The sequence below is a fragment of the Ruania alba genome, from assembly GCF_900105765.1.
GTDB lineage: Bacteria > Actinomycetota > Actinomycetes > Actinomycetales > Beutenbergiaceae > Ruania > Ruania alba.
The window spans coordinates 2059646-2073324 of sequence record NZ_FNTX01000001.1 but is presented as its reverse complement, the minus strand read 5'-3'; the positions used below and the strand labels follow the sequence as shown (position 1 = coordinate 2073324).

Annotated in this window: 10 protein-coding genes; 8 read left to right on the top strand and 2 right to left on the bottom strand. The window is 68.9% G+C overall.

The window, feature by feature from the left end; all coding sequences use genetic code 11:
• Positions 1 to 12 precede the first annotated feature (12 nt).
• Positions 13 to 1437 carry a dipeptidase gene (locus tag BLU77_RS09500; protein ID WP_245708745.1) on the top strand — a complete coding sequence of 475 codons (1425 nt, stop codon included), beginning with the start codon at positions 13 to 15 and terminating at the stop codon, positions 1435 to 1437.
• On the top strand, positions 1434 to 2921 hold the full coding sequence (locus BLU77_RS09495; protein ID WP_089772706.1) for an arylsulfatase: 1488 nt from the start codon (positions 1434 to 1436) through the stop codon (positions 2919 to 2921). The genes BLU77_RS09500 and BLU77_RS09495 overlap by 4 nt, the downstream gene beginning before the upstream one ends.
• Positions 2922 to 3015: 94 nt before the next feature.
• Here BLU77_RS09495 and BLU77_RS09490 read toward each other — a convergent pair whose 3' ends face one another.
• The gene (locus BLU77_RS09490; RefSeq protein WP_089772705.1) at positions 3016 to 3468 is read right to left on the bottom strand and encodes a DUF6326 family protein; all 453 of its coding nucleotides are present in this window, start codon (positions 3466 to 3468) and stop codon (positions 3016 to 3018) included.
• 200 nt (positions 3469 to 3668) lie between these two features.
• Positions 3669 to 4682 carry a LacI family DNA-binding transcriptional regulator gene (locus BLU77_RS09485; protein WP_089772704.1) on the bottom strand — a complete coding sequence of 338 codons (1014 nt, stop codon included), beginning with the start codon at positions 4680 to 4682 and terminating at the stop codon, positions 3669 to 3671.
• 163 nt (positions 4683 to 4845) lie between these two features.
• Between BLU77_RS09485 and BLU77_RS09480 the strand changes: the two genes are divergently transcribed.
• From BLU77_RS09480 to BLU77_RS09455, 6 genes are all read left to right on the top strand, one after another.
• Positions 4846 to 7155, top strand: coding sequence for a beta-xylosidase/alpha-l-arabinosidase (locus BLU77_RS09480; RefSeq protein WP_089772703.1), 2310 nt, complete (start codon positions 4846 to 4848; stop codon positions 7153 to 7155).
• 4 nt (positions 7156 to 7159) lie between these two features.
• Complete coding sequence (locus tag BLU77_RS09475) at positions 7160 to 8143, top strand: ABC transporter permease (RefSeq protein ID WP_089772702.1); 984 nt, start codon at positions 7160 to 7162, stop codon at positions 8141 to 8143.
• Positions 8137 to 9051, top strand: a complete 915-nt coding sequence (locus BLU77_RS09470) for a carbohydrate ABC transporter permease (RefSeq protein WP_089772701.1) — start codon at positions 8137 to 8139, stop codon at positions 9049 to 9051. The genes BLU77_RS09475 and BLU77_RS09470 overlap by 7 nt, the downstream gene beginning before the upstream one ends.
• 66 nt (positions 9052 to 9117) lie before the next feature.
• Positions 9118 to 10767, top strand: a complete 1650-nt coding sequence (locus BLU77_RS09465) for an ABC transporter substrate-binding protein (protein ID WP_089772700.1) — start codon at positions 9118 to 9120, stop codon at positions 10765 to 10767.
• 5 nt (positions 10768 to 10772) lie between these two features.
• Positions 10773 to 11519: a glycosyltransferase gene (locus tag BLU77_RS09460; protein ID WP_139177704.1), complete on the top strand. Its 747-nt coding sequence runs from the start codon at positions 10773 to 10775 to the stop codon at positions 11517 to 11519.
• Positions 11520 to 11600: 81 nt separating this feature from the next.
• Positions 11601 to 13649, top strand: a complete 2049-nt coding sequence (locus BLU77_RS09455) for a beta-galactosidase (RefSeq protein WP_089772698.1) — start codon at positions 11601 to 11603, stop codon at positions 13647 to 13649.
• Positions 13650 to 13679 lie beyond the last annotated feature (30 nt).

The following is a 13679-nucleotide window of genomic DNA, read 5'->3' as shown; positions in this document are numbered from 1 at the left end:
GGGAGGCAGACGGTGGACGAGACTGACGGCCACGGAGCCGAGAACCTATCGGGATCGGACTCCCGGGAAGATCATCCCGATCTCGAACAGCTGGCCGTCGCCGTCCGTGGGCTGATGCCCCAGGCGCTCTCGGACCTGGCCGAGCTGGTGGCGTTCCGTTCGGTCCAGGACCCAGCGGTCGAGGACCCGGAACAGTGCCGCCTCGCCGCCGAGTGGGTGCGTCACCACCTCCTCGATCTCGGCCTGGCCAATACGGCACTGGTGCGCACTCCGGACGGTAGCGACGCCGTCATCGGCGACTACCAGGGCCCACCTGGCGCGCCTCGGGTGCTCCTGTACGCCCACTACGACGTCCAGCCGGCCTCCGTGACCGAGGCTTGGGCGAGCGATCCGTTCACACTGACCGAACGGGACGGGCGCTACTACGGGCGCGGCGCCGCGGACTGCAAGGGCAGTGTGGTCTCACACCTCACGGCGTTGCGTGCGCTCGCTGCCACCGGTGAAGCCGAGCTCCCTGTCTCCCTCACTGTGGTGGTCGAAGGATCCGAGGAGCAGGGCACCGGCGGGCTGGAGCAGTACGTGGCCGCGCACCCGGAACGGTTCGACGCCGATGTGATCATCATTCAGGACACCGGGAACGTGGTGGTCGGCCAGCCCACCCTCACCGTGGCGCTGCGTGGGATGGCTGACGTGGTGGTGCGGGTCGAGTCCCTCGCCGGAGAGTTGCATTCCGGGGCGTTCGGGGGAGCAGCCCCCGATGCGCTCGCAGCGCTGGTCTCGATGCTCGCGACACTGCGTGACGCGGAAGGCAACACCACGATCGATGGTCTGGCCGCCGACGGGGTATGGCCCGGCACCGCCTACGACGAAGCGACCTTCCGGACCGACGCCGGCCTGCGTGAGGGCGCGCACGTGCTGGGCTCGGGCACGGTGGCCGACATGGTCTGGGCGCGCCCCGCCGTCACCATCATCGGTATCGACGCCCCGCCCGTGGTCGGGGCACCTTCGGCGATCCAGCCGACGGCGGCCGCTCGCCTGAACCTGCGCGTGCCACCGGGTGCGGATGCTGCTGCCGCTGCTGATCTGCTGATGGCGCACCTGCAGCGGGTGGCACCGTGGGGCGTGCACGTGACCACCGAGCTGCAGGGCGTCGGCGCACCGTTCGCCGCCCGCACCGATACCCCCGAGTTCGAGACCTTGAGCACCGCCCTGAGCCAAGCGTTCGGCACATCGGCTGTCACCGCCGGTCAGGGCGGCTCCATTCCCCTGACGGCGGCCCTCGCCTCCGCGCACCCGGACGCCTCCATCGTGATGCTGGGGCTGAGCGATCCGGCCTCGCAGATGCACGCCCCGAACGAGAGCGTGCACCCGGCCGAACTGGAGCACACCGCCGTCGGGGTCGCGACGTTCCTGCGCCGCCTGGGAGCACGCGCATGAGCGGGCCCGAGCCGCAGGACCGCCCGAACATCGTGGTCGTGTGCACCGACCAGTGGCGCGGGGATGCGCTCTCGGTGGCTGGGCACCCGATCGTGAAGACCCCCACGCTGGATCGGTTCGCCAATCGCGGCGTGCGCTTCACGAACGCCTACTCGGCTACTCCCACCTGCGTGCCGGCGCGGATGGCCCTGATGTCCGGGCTCTCCCAGCATGCGCACGGGCGGCTCGGGTACCAGGACGGGATTCCCTTCGACGCCGATCCGACGCTGCCCAGCGCGCTGCGTGACGCCGGCTACCAGACCCAGGCGATCGGCAAGATGCACTACAGCCCGGAGCGGGTGCGGATCGGGTTCGACGATGTCACCCTGCACGACGGGTACCTGCATGCTGCCCGCGGCAAGGAGCGGGGCGTGGAGTGGTACGACGACTACCTGGTCTGGCTGCGCGACCAAGCCGGGGAGCCCGCCGTCTCGGACTACTTCGACGACGGGGTGAACTGCAACTCGGTGACCGCTCGTCCCTGGGACCGGCCGGAGCGCCTGCACCCGACGAACTGGGCGGTGACCGAGTCGATCCGGTGGCTGTACCGCCGCGACCCCACCCGACCGTTCTTCCTTTACCTCTCCTTCCACCGGCCGCACCCGCCCTACAACCCGCCGCGATGGGCGTTCGAGCAGTACCTCGACCCGTCCTTGCCTGATCACGAGCCGCCGGTGGGGGACTGGGCCGAGTATTTCGAAGCCCATCGCGACGATCACGACGACCAGGCCAACGTCGCCCAGTACGACACCCAGACGCGCAACCGGGCCCGCGCCGGCTACTACGGCAACATCACCCACATCGACCACCAGATGAACCGGTTCCTGGAGTCCCTCCAGGAGTTCGGCGTCGCGGACAACACCTACGTCCTGTTCACGTCCGACCACGGGGAGATGCTCGGCGACCACCACCTGTGGCGGAAGGGCTACCCGTACGAGGGGTCGGCCCGGGTGCCGATGCTGCTCACCGGACCGGATATCCCTGCCGGCCAGGTCCTCGACGACGTCGTGGAGCTGCGTGACGTGATGCCGACGCTGCTCACCGCGGCTGGGGTGGACGTGCCCGAGCAGGTGGAAGGGGTGCCGCTGCAGCACGCCTTCGCCGCCGGTGCAGACCCCGACGGCGGAGCCCGCGTTCGTGAGGCACTGCACGGTGAGCATGTGCTGCTCGGAGAGTCCATCCAGTGGATCCGTTCCGGGGACCACCTGTACGTGTGGTTCTCCGGGACCGGGCGCGAGCAGCTGTTCGACGTGGCGGCTGACCGCGACCAAGTGCGGGACCTGGCGGCAGCGCCGGAGGCGCAGGGCCGGCTGGCCGAGCTGCGGGCGTTGTTGGTGGAGGCGCTGTCCGGCCGGGACTGCGTGGCAGGCGGTCAGCTCGTTGCCGGACTGGACCCGGTGTTGGTGCTCGATCCGGCCGACCGGGCGCGTGGCCGGCTCACCTGAGTCCCGCGCGTGGTGACGCGATCGACGCCGAATGCGTCGAGCTGAGTGCCCATGGCCCGCGGCTTGACGCATGGCCGTCGATCGGGCCGGCGACTCAGCCCTCCCCGGACCGATCACCGCGCCAGCGGAAGGCGGCGTAGTAGGCGAGGAATCCGGTAGTCGCGATCTCGATCACGGAGAAGTAGAGGTAGTGCAGAGTGTTGCTGCCGACGAGCAGCGACGCCGCCTGGACGATCGTCATGAAGCCAGCGGCACCCACCGTGGCCCATCGGGCGACGGAGTGTGGTGCGACCCGCGAGACGAGGGTCATCGCCATCGGGATCGTCATCAGCACGGCCGAGCCGAGCAGGAAGCCCTGGGTGACGGCGATCGAGCCGACCTGACCCGCGAGCAGCTCACGCAGGTGTGGCTCGTAGTAGAAGCCGAGCACGTCGCAGTAGAGGTAGCACAGGATCACGAACAGCCAGAGCGCTGACACCAGCCGTCGTGGGCTGCCCCGGCGGCCTGCGGCCTCGAGCGGTCGGGATTCGGTGGGGAGGGTCGTCATGATGTCTCCGTCCAGTCTCCTTCTTACTATGTAAGGAAACGTACAGCGTAAGTCTGGAGGGGTCAACGAATGCAGGGGCGGACTCGCCACGGCTGAGCATGCCGGGTCGTACGGCCGACGACACCCTGATGGTCGACTGGCGACTGGTCGGATGGTGGCCATTGAGATGGCGGCCGATCGAAGGGGGCGCTCGAGTGGCGTCAGGGTGGCGGTGCGGTGCTCTCTCGCACCACCAGTTCGGTCGCCAGGTCCACCCGCAGCGCCGGTGGCTGCTCGCCCCGGGAGAGGGTGAGCAGCATCTGGGTGGCGGTGGCCGCCATCTGCCGGAGTGGCTGGTGCACGGTGGTGAGCCTGGGGGAGTACCAGGAAGCGATCGGCAGATCGTCATAGCCCACTACGGAGAGGTCCTCCGGTACCCGGAGCCCGAGGTCGCGGGCGGCACGGAGCACCCCGACTGCCTGCATGTCTGAGCCCGCGAAGATGGCGGTGGGTCGATCCTCGCGGCTGAGCAGGTCGCGGGCGTGCGCTTCGCCGCGCCAGATGTAGAAGTCGCCCCAGCGCACCAGGGCGGGGTCGTAGGCGATGTCCGCCCGCTCGAGTGCACTGCGGTACCCGTCTACCCGGGCGCGTGAGCAGAGCACGTCCGGCTGGCCGGAGATCACCGCGATCCGACGGTGCCCCAGGTCGATGAGGTGTTTGGTTGCTGCCAGACCGCCGTCCCAGTTCGTCGACCCGACAGCCGGAACGCCGGGGCGAGGTTCGCCGTCGGTATCCACGACGACCGAGGGGATCTGGCGGGACTCCAGCTGATCGTGCTGGGCGTCGGTGAGGCGGGCGAGCACGAGGATCACGCCGAGCGGGCGGCGCGCGAGCACGTTGTCGAGCCAGTCCTGTGCGGGGCGGTGCCGGCCGCCCAGCTCGGAGAGCACCATCCCTGCGCCGGTGGCGCCGGCGGTCTCCTCCACGGCCTTGATGATCTCCATCGACCACTCGTTGGTGATCTCGTGGAAGACCAGGTCGATCATCGGCGGGCCCGCGTGCACCGGGCCGCGACTGCGGCGCCGGTATCCGGTCCTGCTCACCGCCTGTTCCACTCGGGCGCGGGTGGCGGCGGCCACGTCGGAACGTCCGTTCAGCACCTTCGAGACGGTCGGCACCGACACGCCGGCTTCAGCGGCGATCGACGCGATCGTCGCCCGTGGCTGCTCCGTCATCGTTCGTCCCTTCGCAACTTTCGAAACTGAACGCTAGCACGCAACCGCCAGATCGACGACTGATTCGGTGGTCGGGGGTGTTGACGTGCCAGGAACCATGTCGTACGGTCTCTGCACTATCGCAATGGACGCGATAGTTTCGATACTCAGACGAGGGAGTCCGATGACGCTGCACGCCGACGCCGCCACCCAGGAGATCTGGAGAGACACCTCGGCCACGGTCACCGAACGGGTGGACGGACTGATCGCGGCACTCACCCTGGAGGAGAAGGCCGCGCAGCTCGTCGGCCTCTGGGTCGGCGCGAACGCCGAGACCGGTGACGTTGCCCCGCAGCAGTCCGAGATGGCCGGCGACCCCGTCGTCTGGGCGCAGGCGATCAGACACGGCCTCGGTCAGCTGACCCGACCATTCGGCACCGTCCCGGTGGACCCCGAGGGCGGTGCGCGGGCGCTGGCCGCCTCCCAGCGAGACATCATGGCCACCAGCCGGTTCGGGATCCCTGCCCAGGTGCACGAGGAGTGCCTCGCCGGCTTCGCCGCCTGGCGCGCCACCGCCTACCCCGTCCCACCCAGCTGGGGCGCCACCTTCGACCCGGACCTGGTGGCACAGATGGCCGCCACGATCGGTGCCACGATGCGCTCGGCGGGCATCCACCAGGGCCTCGCCCCGGTGCTCGACGTCACCCGCGACTACCGGTGGGGCCGCACCGAGGAGACCATCGCCGAGGACCCGTACCTGGTGGCCGCGGTGGGCGCCGCCTACGTGCACGGCCTGGAGTCATCGGGCGTGGTCGCCACCCTCAAGCACTTCCCCGGTTACTCCGCCTCCCGCGCCGGACGCAACCTCGCCCCGGTCTCGATGGGCCCCCGCGAGCTCGCCGACGTGATCTTGCCCCCGTTCGAGGCCGCGCTCCGGCACGGTGGCGCCCGCTCCGTGATGCACTCCTACACCGAGATCGACGGTGTCCCGTCCGCGGCCGACGAAGGTCTCCTCACCGATTTGTTGCGTCAGCAGTGGGGCTTCGACGGCACCGTGGTGGCCGACTACTTCGGGGTCCGCTTCCTGCAGGCATTGCACGGTGTGGCGGGGAACCTGGGCGAGGCCGCCGGACTGGCGCTCACCGCCGGTGTGGACGTCGAGCTCCCCTCCGGGGATGCCTATCTGCAGCCCCTGGTGGACGCCGTCCGCGGCGGGAACGTCCCGGAGTCGCTGCTGGACCGAGCGCTCGGCCGGGTGCTGGCGCAGAAGATCGAGCTCGGCCTGCTCGATCCCGACTACGCCCCCGAACCGACGGGCCGCGTGGTGCTCGACGATGCCGAGGGTCGCGATCTGGCGCTGCGCCTCGCCCGGGAAGCGGTGGTGCTGGTGGCCAACGACGGCGTCCTGCCCCTGGCCGCAGACGCCGGCGTTGCCGTGGTCGGTCCGCTCGCCGACGACCCCTACGCCATGCTTGGCTGCTACTCCTTCCCCGCGCACGTGGGGGTACGGCACCCCGACCATGAGATCGGAATCGACATCCCCACCGTGCGCGCCGCCCTCGCCGCACGCGCCGACGTCCAGTACTCCCGTGGCGTGGACGTCACCGACCCCGACACCACCGGCATCGCCACGGCAGTGGCCGCTGCCGAAGCGGCCGGTGTGTGCGTGGCAGTGGTGGGTGACCGGTCCGGCCTGTTCGGACGCGGCACCTCCGGCGAAGGGTGCGACGCCCCGGACCTGGCCCTGCCCGGCAAGCAGCGCGACCTCGTGGAGGCCGTGCTTGCCACCGGAACTCCCGTCGTCATCGTCGTGCTCAGCGGCCGCCCGTACGCCCTCGGCGACCTCGCGGACCGGGCGAGCGCCGTCGTCCAGGCGTTCTTCCCCGGCCAGTGCGGCGGCGAGGCGATCGCCGAGATCCTCACCGGCGAGACAGAGCCGTCCGGGCGGCTGCCGCTCGGCATTCCGCGCGATCCCGGCAGCCAGCCCGGTACCTACCTGACCGCCAAGCTGGGGCAGGCCTCCGGGGTCTCGAACCTTGATCCCACGCCTGCCTTCGCCTTCGGGCACGGACTGTCCTACACGAGCTTCGCCTGGAGCGATGCCCGTGTCGTCTCCGACGGTGACTGGGCCAGCGACGGCGTCGCCTCGGTGGCAGTGACGGTCCGCAACACCGGCGACCGCCCCGGCACCGAGATCGTTCAGCTGTACCTGCATGACCCGGTCGCGCAGGTGACGCGGCCGGTGGTCCGGCTGATCGGATTCGCCCGGGTGCCGCTGGAGCCGGGGGAGTCCGCCTCCGTCAGGTTCGACGTCCCCGCCGACGTCACCAGCTTCACCGGCCGAGACCTGCAGCGGATCGTCGAACCCGGGCGGATGCAGTTACGCCTCGCCCGCTCTGCCGCCGACACCGAGGCCGCGCTCGACCTCGACATGGTCGGCCCCACCCGTGCGGTCGGGTACGACCGCGCACTCTTCACGACCGTTCGGAGGTGACCAGATGAGTGTGGCGACTAAACCGGGCGACCCGCCACAGGTGGCGCCGCCCCCGGACCGGGCGAGCGGACGCCGTCGGGCCGGACACACCACCTGGCGGCAGGCGCTGCGCCGGGACTGGCGCCTCTACACCTTCCTGGTGCTGCCGGTGGTGTTCCTCGCGATCTTCAAGTACGTGCCGATGGCGGGCAACATCATCGCCTTCCGCCGATTCCGCCCCGGCGGGTCCATCTTCGGCGACGAGTGGGTCGGCCTGCACTACGTGGAGATGTTCATCCAGGACCCCACGTTCTGGCGGGTCTTCACGAACACACTGATCATCGGCGGCCTCACCCTGGCGATCGTCTTCCCACTGCCGATCATCCTCGCGCTGATGCTGAACGAGGTGCGGACCCGACTGTTCAAACGGTTCGTGCAGACGATGACGTACCTGCCGCACTTCATGTCGATCGTGATCGTGGCCGGGATGGTGCTGCAGCTCACCTCCCTGAACGGATCGATCAACCAGCTCATCTCCGCTCTCGGCGGCGAGCAGATCTCGTTCATGCAGGACCCGGACTGGTTCCGCACGATCTACGTGGGCTCGGAGATCTGGCAGACCGTGGGGTGGGGGACCATCCTCTACCTCGCCGCGCTGACCACCATCGACGACCAGCTCTACGAGGCCGCCCGGATCGACGGAGCCAACCGCTGGCGGCAGACCTGGCACATCACTCTGACCGGGATCCGGCCCACCATGATGGTGCTGCTCATCCTGAACATCGGCCAGTTCATGGCAGTGGGCTTCGAGAAGATCCTGCTGCTGTACAACCCGCTGCTGTACCCGACGGCGGACGTCATCGCCACCTACCTGTACCGGGTGGGCATCGGCTCGGGCAGCTACTCCTACTCCACTGCGATCGGCCTGTTCGAGGCACTCATCGGGGTCACCCTGGTGCTCTCCGCGAACGCCCTCTCGCGTCGAATCTCCGGGAACTCCCTATGGTGACCACGAACCCGCCCACCCCTGACCTGACGCGCGTACGGTCTGCCGGGATCGTCGAGAGCCGCGGCTACCGCGTGTTCCAGGTGATCAACACCAGCGCCCTGGTGCTCATCGTGGCGCTCACCCTGTACCCCTTCGTGAACCTGGTGGCGAAGGCGTTCAGCTCCGAGGGCTACATCGTGGCCGGGCAGGTGAACATCTTCCCGCGCGGGTTCAACACCACCACGTTCACAGCCGTGATGAGCGACCCGATGTTCTGGTTGAACTATCGCAACACCGTGGTCTACACCGTGGTGGCCACCCTGATCGCGATGGCCCTGACCACCACCTTCGCCTACGCGCTCTCGCGCACCCACCTCAAGGGCCGGACGTTCTTCATCGGCCTGGCGGTGTTCACGATGTTCTTCAACGGTGGGCTGATCCCCAACTACCTGCTGATCAACTCCCTCGGGTTCAAGAACACCATCTGGGCGATCGTGCTGCCGAACGCGATCAGCATCTTCAACCTGCTGATCATGAAGTCCTTTTTCGAGAACTTCCCCAAGGACCTCGAAGAAGCGGCCGCCATCGATGGCCTCACCACCTACGGCATCTTCGGCCGCATCGTGCTGCCACTGAGCAAGGCGGTGATCGCCACGATGGTGCTCTTCTACGCCGTCTCGTTCTGGAACAACTGGTTCCAGGCCTTCCTGTACATGGACAGATCCGACCTGTATCCGGTGACCGTCTATCTACGGAACCTGTTGGCAGCCGCCACCAGTACCGAATCCCTGGGCGCCGACAGCGCCCAGATCGCCTCGAACGTGCAGGCCGTGACCATGGTGCTCACTGTGCTGCCGATCGTGTGCGTGTACCCCTTCATCCAGCGCTACTTCGTCTCCGGCGTGATGCTCGGCTCCGTCAAGGGTTGAGCGCGCCGCCACGTTCCATCCACCGACCCCTGACCTCGAACGAGGAAGTTTGCGAGGAGAAATACCATGAGAAGAACCCGTACCGGTGCCGCGATCGCCGGCCTGCTGGCCGGCAGCCTCACCCTGGCCGCGTGCTCGACCGACAGTCTCGGCGGAGGAGGCGGTGACGCCCCTGCTCCGGACGAGCTGGGGATGGTCGGCGCCATGGAGGACTACGAGGTGGGCACGGAGTTCGTGGCCACCGAACCCGTCACCTTCAGCATGCTCTACCGGGATCACCCGAACTACCCGTTCCAGGAGGACTGGCCGATCCTGCAGCAGCTGGAGGAGAACCACAACGTCTCCTTCGACATGGTCAACGTGCCGCTCTCGGACTGGAACGACCGGCGCAACCTGCTGCTGGCTGCCGGTGATGCCCCGGACATCGTCCCCTCCACCTATGTGGCCGACGCCGAGCAGTTCGTGGCCAGCGGCACCCTGCTGCCGATCTCGGACTACCTCGAGTACATGCCCAACTTCACCGCGAAGGTCGAGGAGTGGGGACTCACCGAGGACCTCGACCGAACCCGACAGGCGGACGGCGACTTCTATGTGCTGCCCGGTCTGCTGGAGAACCCCAAGCCCACCTACACGATCGCCATCCGCCAGGACCTCTGGGAAGGCGCGGGTCTGACCGAGGACCCCGAGACCTGGGAGGAGTTCGCCGACCAGCTCGAGACGATCGCCGACACCTACCCGGAGATCGAGTACCCCTATTCGGACCGGTGGTCCATGAACGGGCCGATGGAGGCCACCCTGCAGGCCGCCGCCGGCAACTTCGGCACCGAGGCCGGCTGGGGCTACGGTGACGGCGTCACCTGGAACGGCAGCGAGTACGAGTACACCGGCGCCCAGGACGGGTACCGCGACCTGGTCGGCTACTTCGCCGACCTGGTGGACCGGGGCCTGCTCGACCCCGAGTCGCTCACCCAGGACGATGACGCCGCCAAGGCCAAGCTCGTCAACGGTCAGTCCGCTGCGATCGGCTCCAACGACCAGGAGATCCTCGGCTACCGCACCGCCCTGGAGGACGCCGGGGTCGAGGGCGCCGAGCTGCGTCAGATCGTGGTGCCGGCCGGCCCGGCCGGGAACCGGATGGACTCCTCCACCGGGGGCCGGTTCGAGTCCGGGATCACCTTCTCCGCCAGTGCCGCTGAGTCGGAGAGCTTCGTGGCGATGCTGCAGTACATCGACTGGCTGTACTACTCCGACGAGGGTCTCGAGTTCGCCAAGTGGGGCACCGAGGGTGAGACCTACACCGTGGCCGACGACGGCACCCGCACGCTCGACGAGAACATCGACATCAACGGCCTCAACCCGGGAGCCCCGGAGGCGTTGAACACCGACTACGGCTATCACAACGGTGTCTGGATGCTCGCCCACGGAACCACGCAGGACCTGCTCGACTCCATGCTGCGGCCCGAGGTGATCGAGTTCCGGGCAGCGATGAACGCCAAGGAGGTGGCGGACCCGGGGCCGGCGATTCTGATGGACGAGTTGGACCGTGAGCAGGCCTCCCTGCAACAGTCAGCGCTGGAGGACATCGTGATGCAGAACACCGCCGCCTTCATCCTCGGCCAGCGCCCGATGGAGGAGTGGGACGCCTATGTGGCCGAGCTGGAGGGCGCGGGCATGAACGACTATGTCGAGCTCGTGAACGGCGCCGCTGCAGAATGACCTTGATGGCATCGACGAGCACACCCCTACCCGGGGAACCGGGCCGGGGTGTGCTCGGGCGCACCACCACCTGGATCCACTGGGCGCTCACGCTCACCGTGCTGTGCGCCCTGGCCAGCGCACCGGGTCTGGTGCTGCTGGCCCTGCTCGACGGCGGACGGTCGGCCTGGGCGCTCGCGCTCGCCCTGGTGCCGGTGGGCCCGGCGTTCTCGGCCACGCTGTTCGCGTGGCGGACGCGGGCGCGTGGCGATGCTCCCGACGGCGGGGCGCCCCAGCCGTGGCGTGCGTTCCGACGCGGTTACGGCGCCGGTTTCGGTGACGTACTGCGGGTGTGGGTGCCGATGCTGGCCGTCCTGGCAGTGATCGCCACCTCTGCTGCGAACATCGGCGCCACCGGCGTCCCCACTGCCTACGTGGGCGTGCTTGCCGTGATCGGGATGGGCGTGCTGCTCAGCGGTGTGCAGGCCCTGGTGATCGCCACGTGCTTCTCGTTCCGGACCCGCGACGCCGTTCGGCTCGCCGTGCACCATGTGTTCCGGATGCCCCTGGTCACGGTGGGCGTCCTGGCCGTGGTGATCTGCGCCGTCGGGCTTCTCTGGCAGGCGGGCGACGGACCCCTGGTGCTCGCGGGCGGGATGCTCGCCCTCGCCCTGTGGCGCATCGACATCCCCCTGATCGCGCGCATCGAACGCGACTTCACCCTCCCCACCGACGACCCACCCGCCACCCCCTCACCTCCCACCACCCCCTGACGCGAGTGCGCAGCATCTCGCTCACTTGGTGAGATATGAGCGAGATCGGCCGCACTCGATGCCCCGACGAGTAGGAGTTTCATGTCTGCCCCTCGCACCTCGAAGGTCCTCTACGGCGGCGACTACAACCCCGAGCAGTGGCCGGCCGAGGTCTGGGACGCCGACTACGCGGCCTTCGAGCTGGCCCGGATCGACACCCTCACCCTGGGCGTCTTCACGTGGTCACTGCTGCAGCCGGACGAAGAGACCTACGACTTCACCGCGCTGGACGCCGCGGTGCAGCGCGCCGTGGCCGAGGACAGGCAGATCGTGCTCGCCACGGCAACCGGCGCCATGCCGCCCTGGCTGGGGAAGAACTATCCGGACGCGAACCGCACCGACTTCGAGGGACGCCGGCACGTGTACGGTCAGCGGCACAACCACTGCCCGAGCTCGCCGGCGTTCCGGCGCCTGGCCACGGCGCTCGCGGACCGGATCGCCGAGCGATACGCCGGCACGCCCGGGCTGGTGGCCTGGCACGTGGGCAACGAGTACGGAGGACCGGACGGTTCCTGCTACTGCGAGAACTGCGCCGCCGGCTACCGGGAGTGGTTGGCGGAGCGGTACGGCTCCCTGGAGGCGTTGAACGAGGCGTGGAACACCACGTTCTGGTCGCACCGGTACACCGCCTGGGATCAGATCGAGGTGCCGAGCGCGCTCAGCGAGCACTGGCGAGGCCCGAACCACACGGCGTTCCAGGGCCACACTCTCGACTTCCGGCGGTTCATGTCCGAGGCGCTGTTGCGCAACTTCCGTGACGAGAAGGAACGGATCCGTGCCCACGACTCCGGCACCCCGGTCACCACGAACTTCATGGGCACGTTCCGCCCGATCGACTACCACCGGTGGAGCGAGCATCTCGACTTCGCCACCTGGGACAACTACCCGCCCGGGCGGGACAAGCATGTGCGGATGGCGTTCACGCACGACCTGATGCGCGGGCTCAAGGACGGTGAACCGTTCTGGGTGATGGAACAGACGCCCACCATCACCGCCAGCCGGGATGTGAACCCGGTCAAGCGCCCCGGCGTGCTGGGCCTGTGGTCCTGGCAGGGGATCGCCCACGGGGCGGATGCGATGCTGTACTTCCAGATGCGTGCCGCCCGAGGGGCGTGCGAGAAGTACCACGGTGCAGTGCTCGACCACGCCGGCCGCACCGACTCCCGCCCGTTCCGGGAGGTGGCCCGGTTGGGCGAAGAGCTCGAGCAGCTGGGCGATGCGGTGATCGGGGCGCGCACCCCGGCGAAGGTGGCGCTGATCGTCGACTGGGACAACTGGTGGGCCACCGAGATCACCGACGGGTTCAACCGCCACGTGAGCTACCTCGCCACCGTGCTCGGCTACTACGACGCCGTCTGGCAGGCAGGCGCTCAGGCGGACGTGGTGCCGATGACGGCGGACCTCACCGGCTACGACGTGGTGCTCGCCCCGCAGCTGCACCTTCTCAAGGGGGACATCGCCGAGCGCCTGCACGCGGTCGCCGAACGAGGCGGCACGGTGCTCACGTCGTTCTGGGCGGGCCGGGTGGACGAGTCCACGAACGCCTACCTGATGGACGCGCCCGGCCCGTTGGCACCCACGTTCGGGATCCGGGTGGAGGAGATCGACTCCGCCGAGCCGGGGGAGACGAACCCGGTCACGATGGATCTTGAGGCAGGGCCGGTGGACTCTGACGCGAGCCTGGTGATGGAACTGATCGTACCCACCGGCGCGGAGACGATCGGCACCTACGGAGCCGACTTCTATGCCGGGACTCCGGCCGTCACCCGGAACACCGTAGGGAAGGGGCACGCCTGGTACATCGGTGCCGGGCTGGAAGCGACCGGGCTGCGCGCCGTGCTGCTCCAGGTGTTCGGCCGGCACGGGCTCGTCGGCCCGTACGCCGACGTGGTGGACCTGGAGCACGCAGTGCGGGAGCGGCAGACGGGCGGCCGGACGGAGCGGGTGCACTTCTTGCTGCACCACGGCGACCGGGAGGTGCAGGTGCCTGCGCACGTCGACGCCACGGACCTGCTCACCGGTGCCGCGGTCCGGGCCGGTGAGCCGCTCACCCTCGACCCGACCGACGTCCTCGTGCTGCTCGAGGTCTGACGGCCGGCCCGCCGGATTCACCGGGGGACT

What these genes read in the sequence shown, in the direction of transcription:
- BLU77_RS09495 (WP_089772706.1), top strand. Translation starts at nt 1,434, where the DNA reads ATGAGCGGGCCCGAGCCGCAGGACCGCCCGAACATCGTGGTCGTGTGC.
- BLU77_RS09490 (WP_089772705.1), bottom strand. Translation starts at nt 3,468, where the DNA reads ATGACGACCCTCCCCACCGAATCCCGACCGCTCGAGGCCGCAGGCCGC.
- BLU77_RS09485 (WP_089772704.1), bottom strand. Translation starts at nt 4,682, where the DNA reads ATGACGGAGCAGCCACGGGCGACGATCGCGTCGATCGCCGCTGAAGCC.
- BLU77_RS09480 (WP_089772703.1), top strand. Translation starts at nt 4,846, where the DNA reads ATGACGCTGCACGCCGACGCCGCCACCCAGGAGATCTGGAGAGACACC.
- BLU77_RS09475 (WP_089772702.1), top strand. Translation starts at nt 7,160, where the DNA reads ATGAGTGTGGCGACTAAACCGGGCGACCCGCCACAGGTGGCGCCGCCC.
- BLU77_RS09470 (WP_089772701.1), top strand. Translation starts at nt 8,137, where the DNA reads ATGGTGACCACGAACCCGCCCACCCCTGACCTGACGCGCGTACGGTCT.
- BLU77_RS09465 (WP_089772700.1), top strand. Translation starts at nt 9,118, where the DNA reads ATGAGAAGAACCCGTACCGGTGCCGCGATCGCCGGCCTGCTGGCCGGC.
- BLU77_RS09460 (WP_139177704.1), top strand. Translation starts at nt 10,773, where the DNA reads ATGGCATCGACGAGCACACCCCTACCCGGGGAACCGGGCCGGGGTGTG.
- BLU77_RS09455 (WP_089772698.1), top strand. Translation starts at nt 11,601, where the DNA reads ATGTCTGCCCCTCGCACCTCGAAGGTCCTCTACGGCGGCGACTACAAC.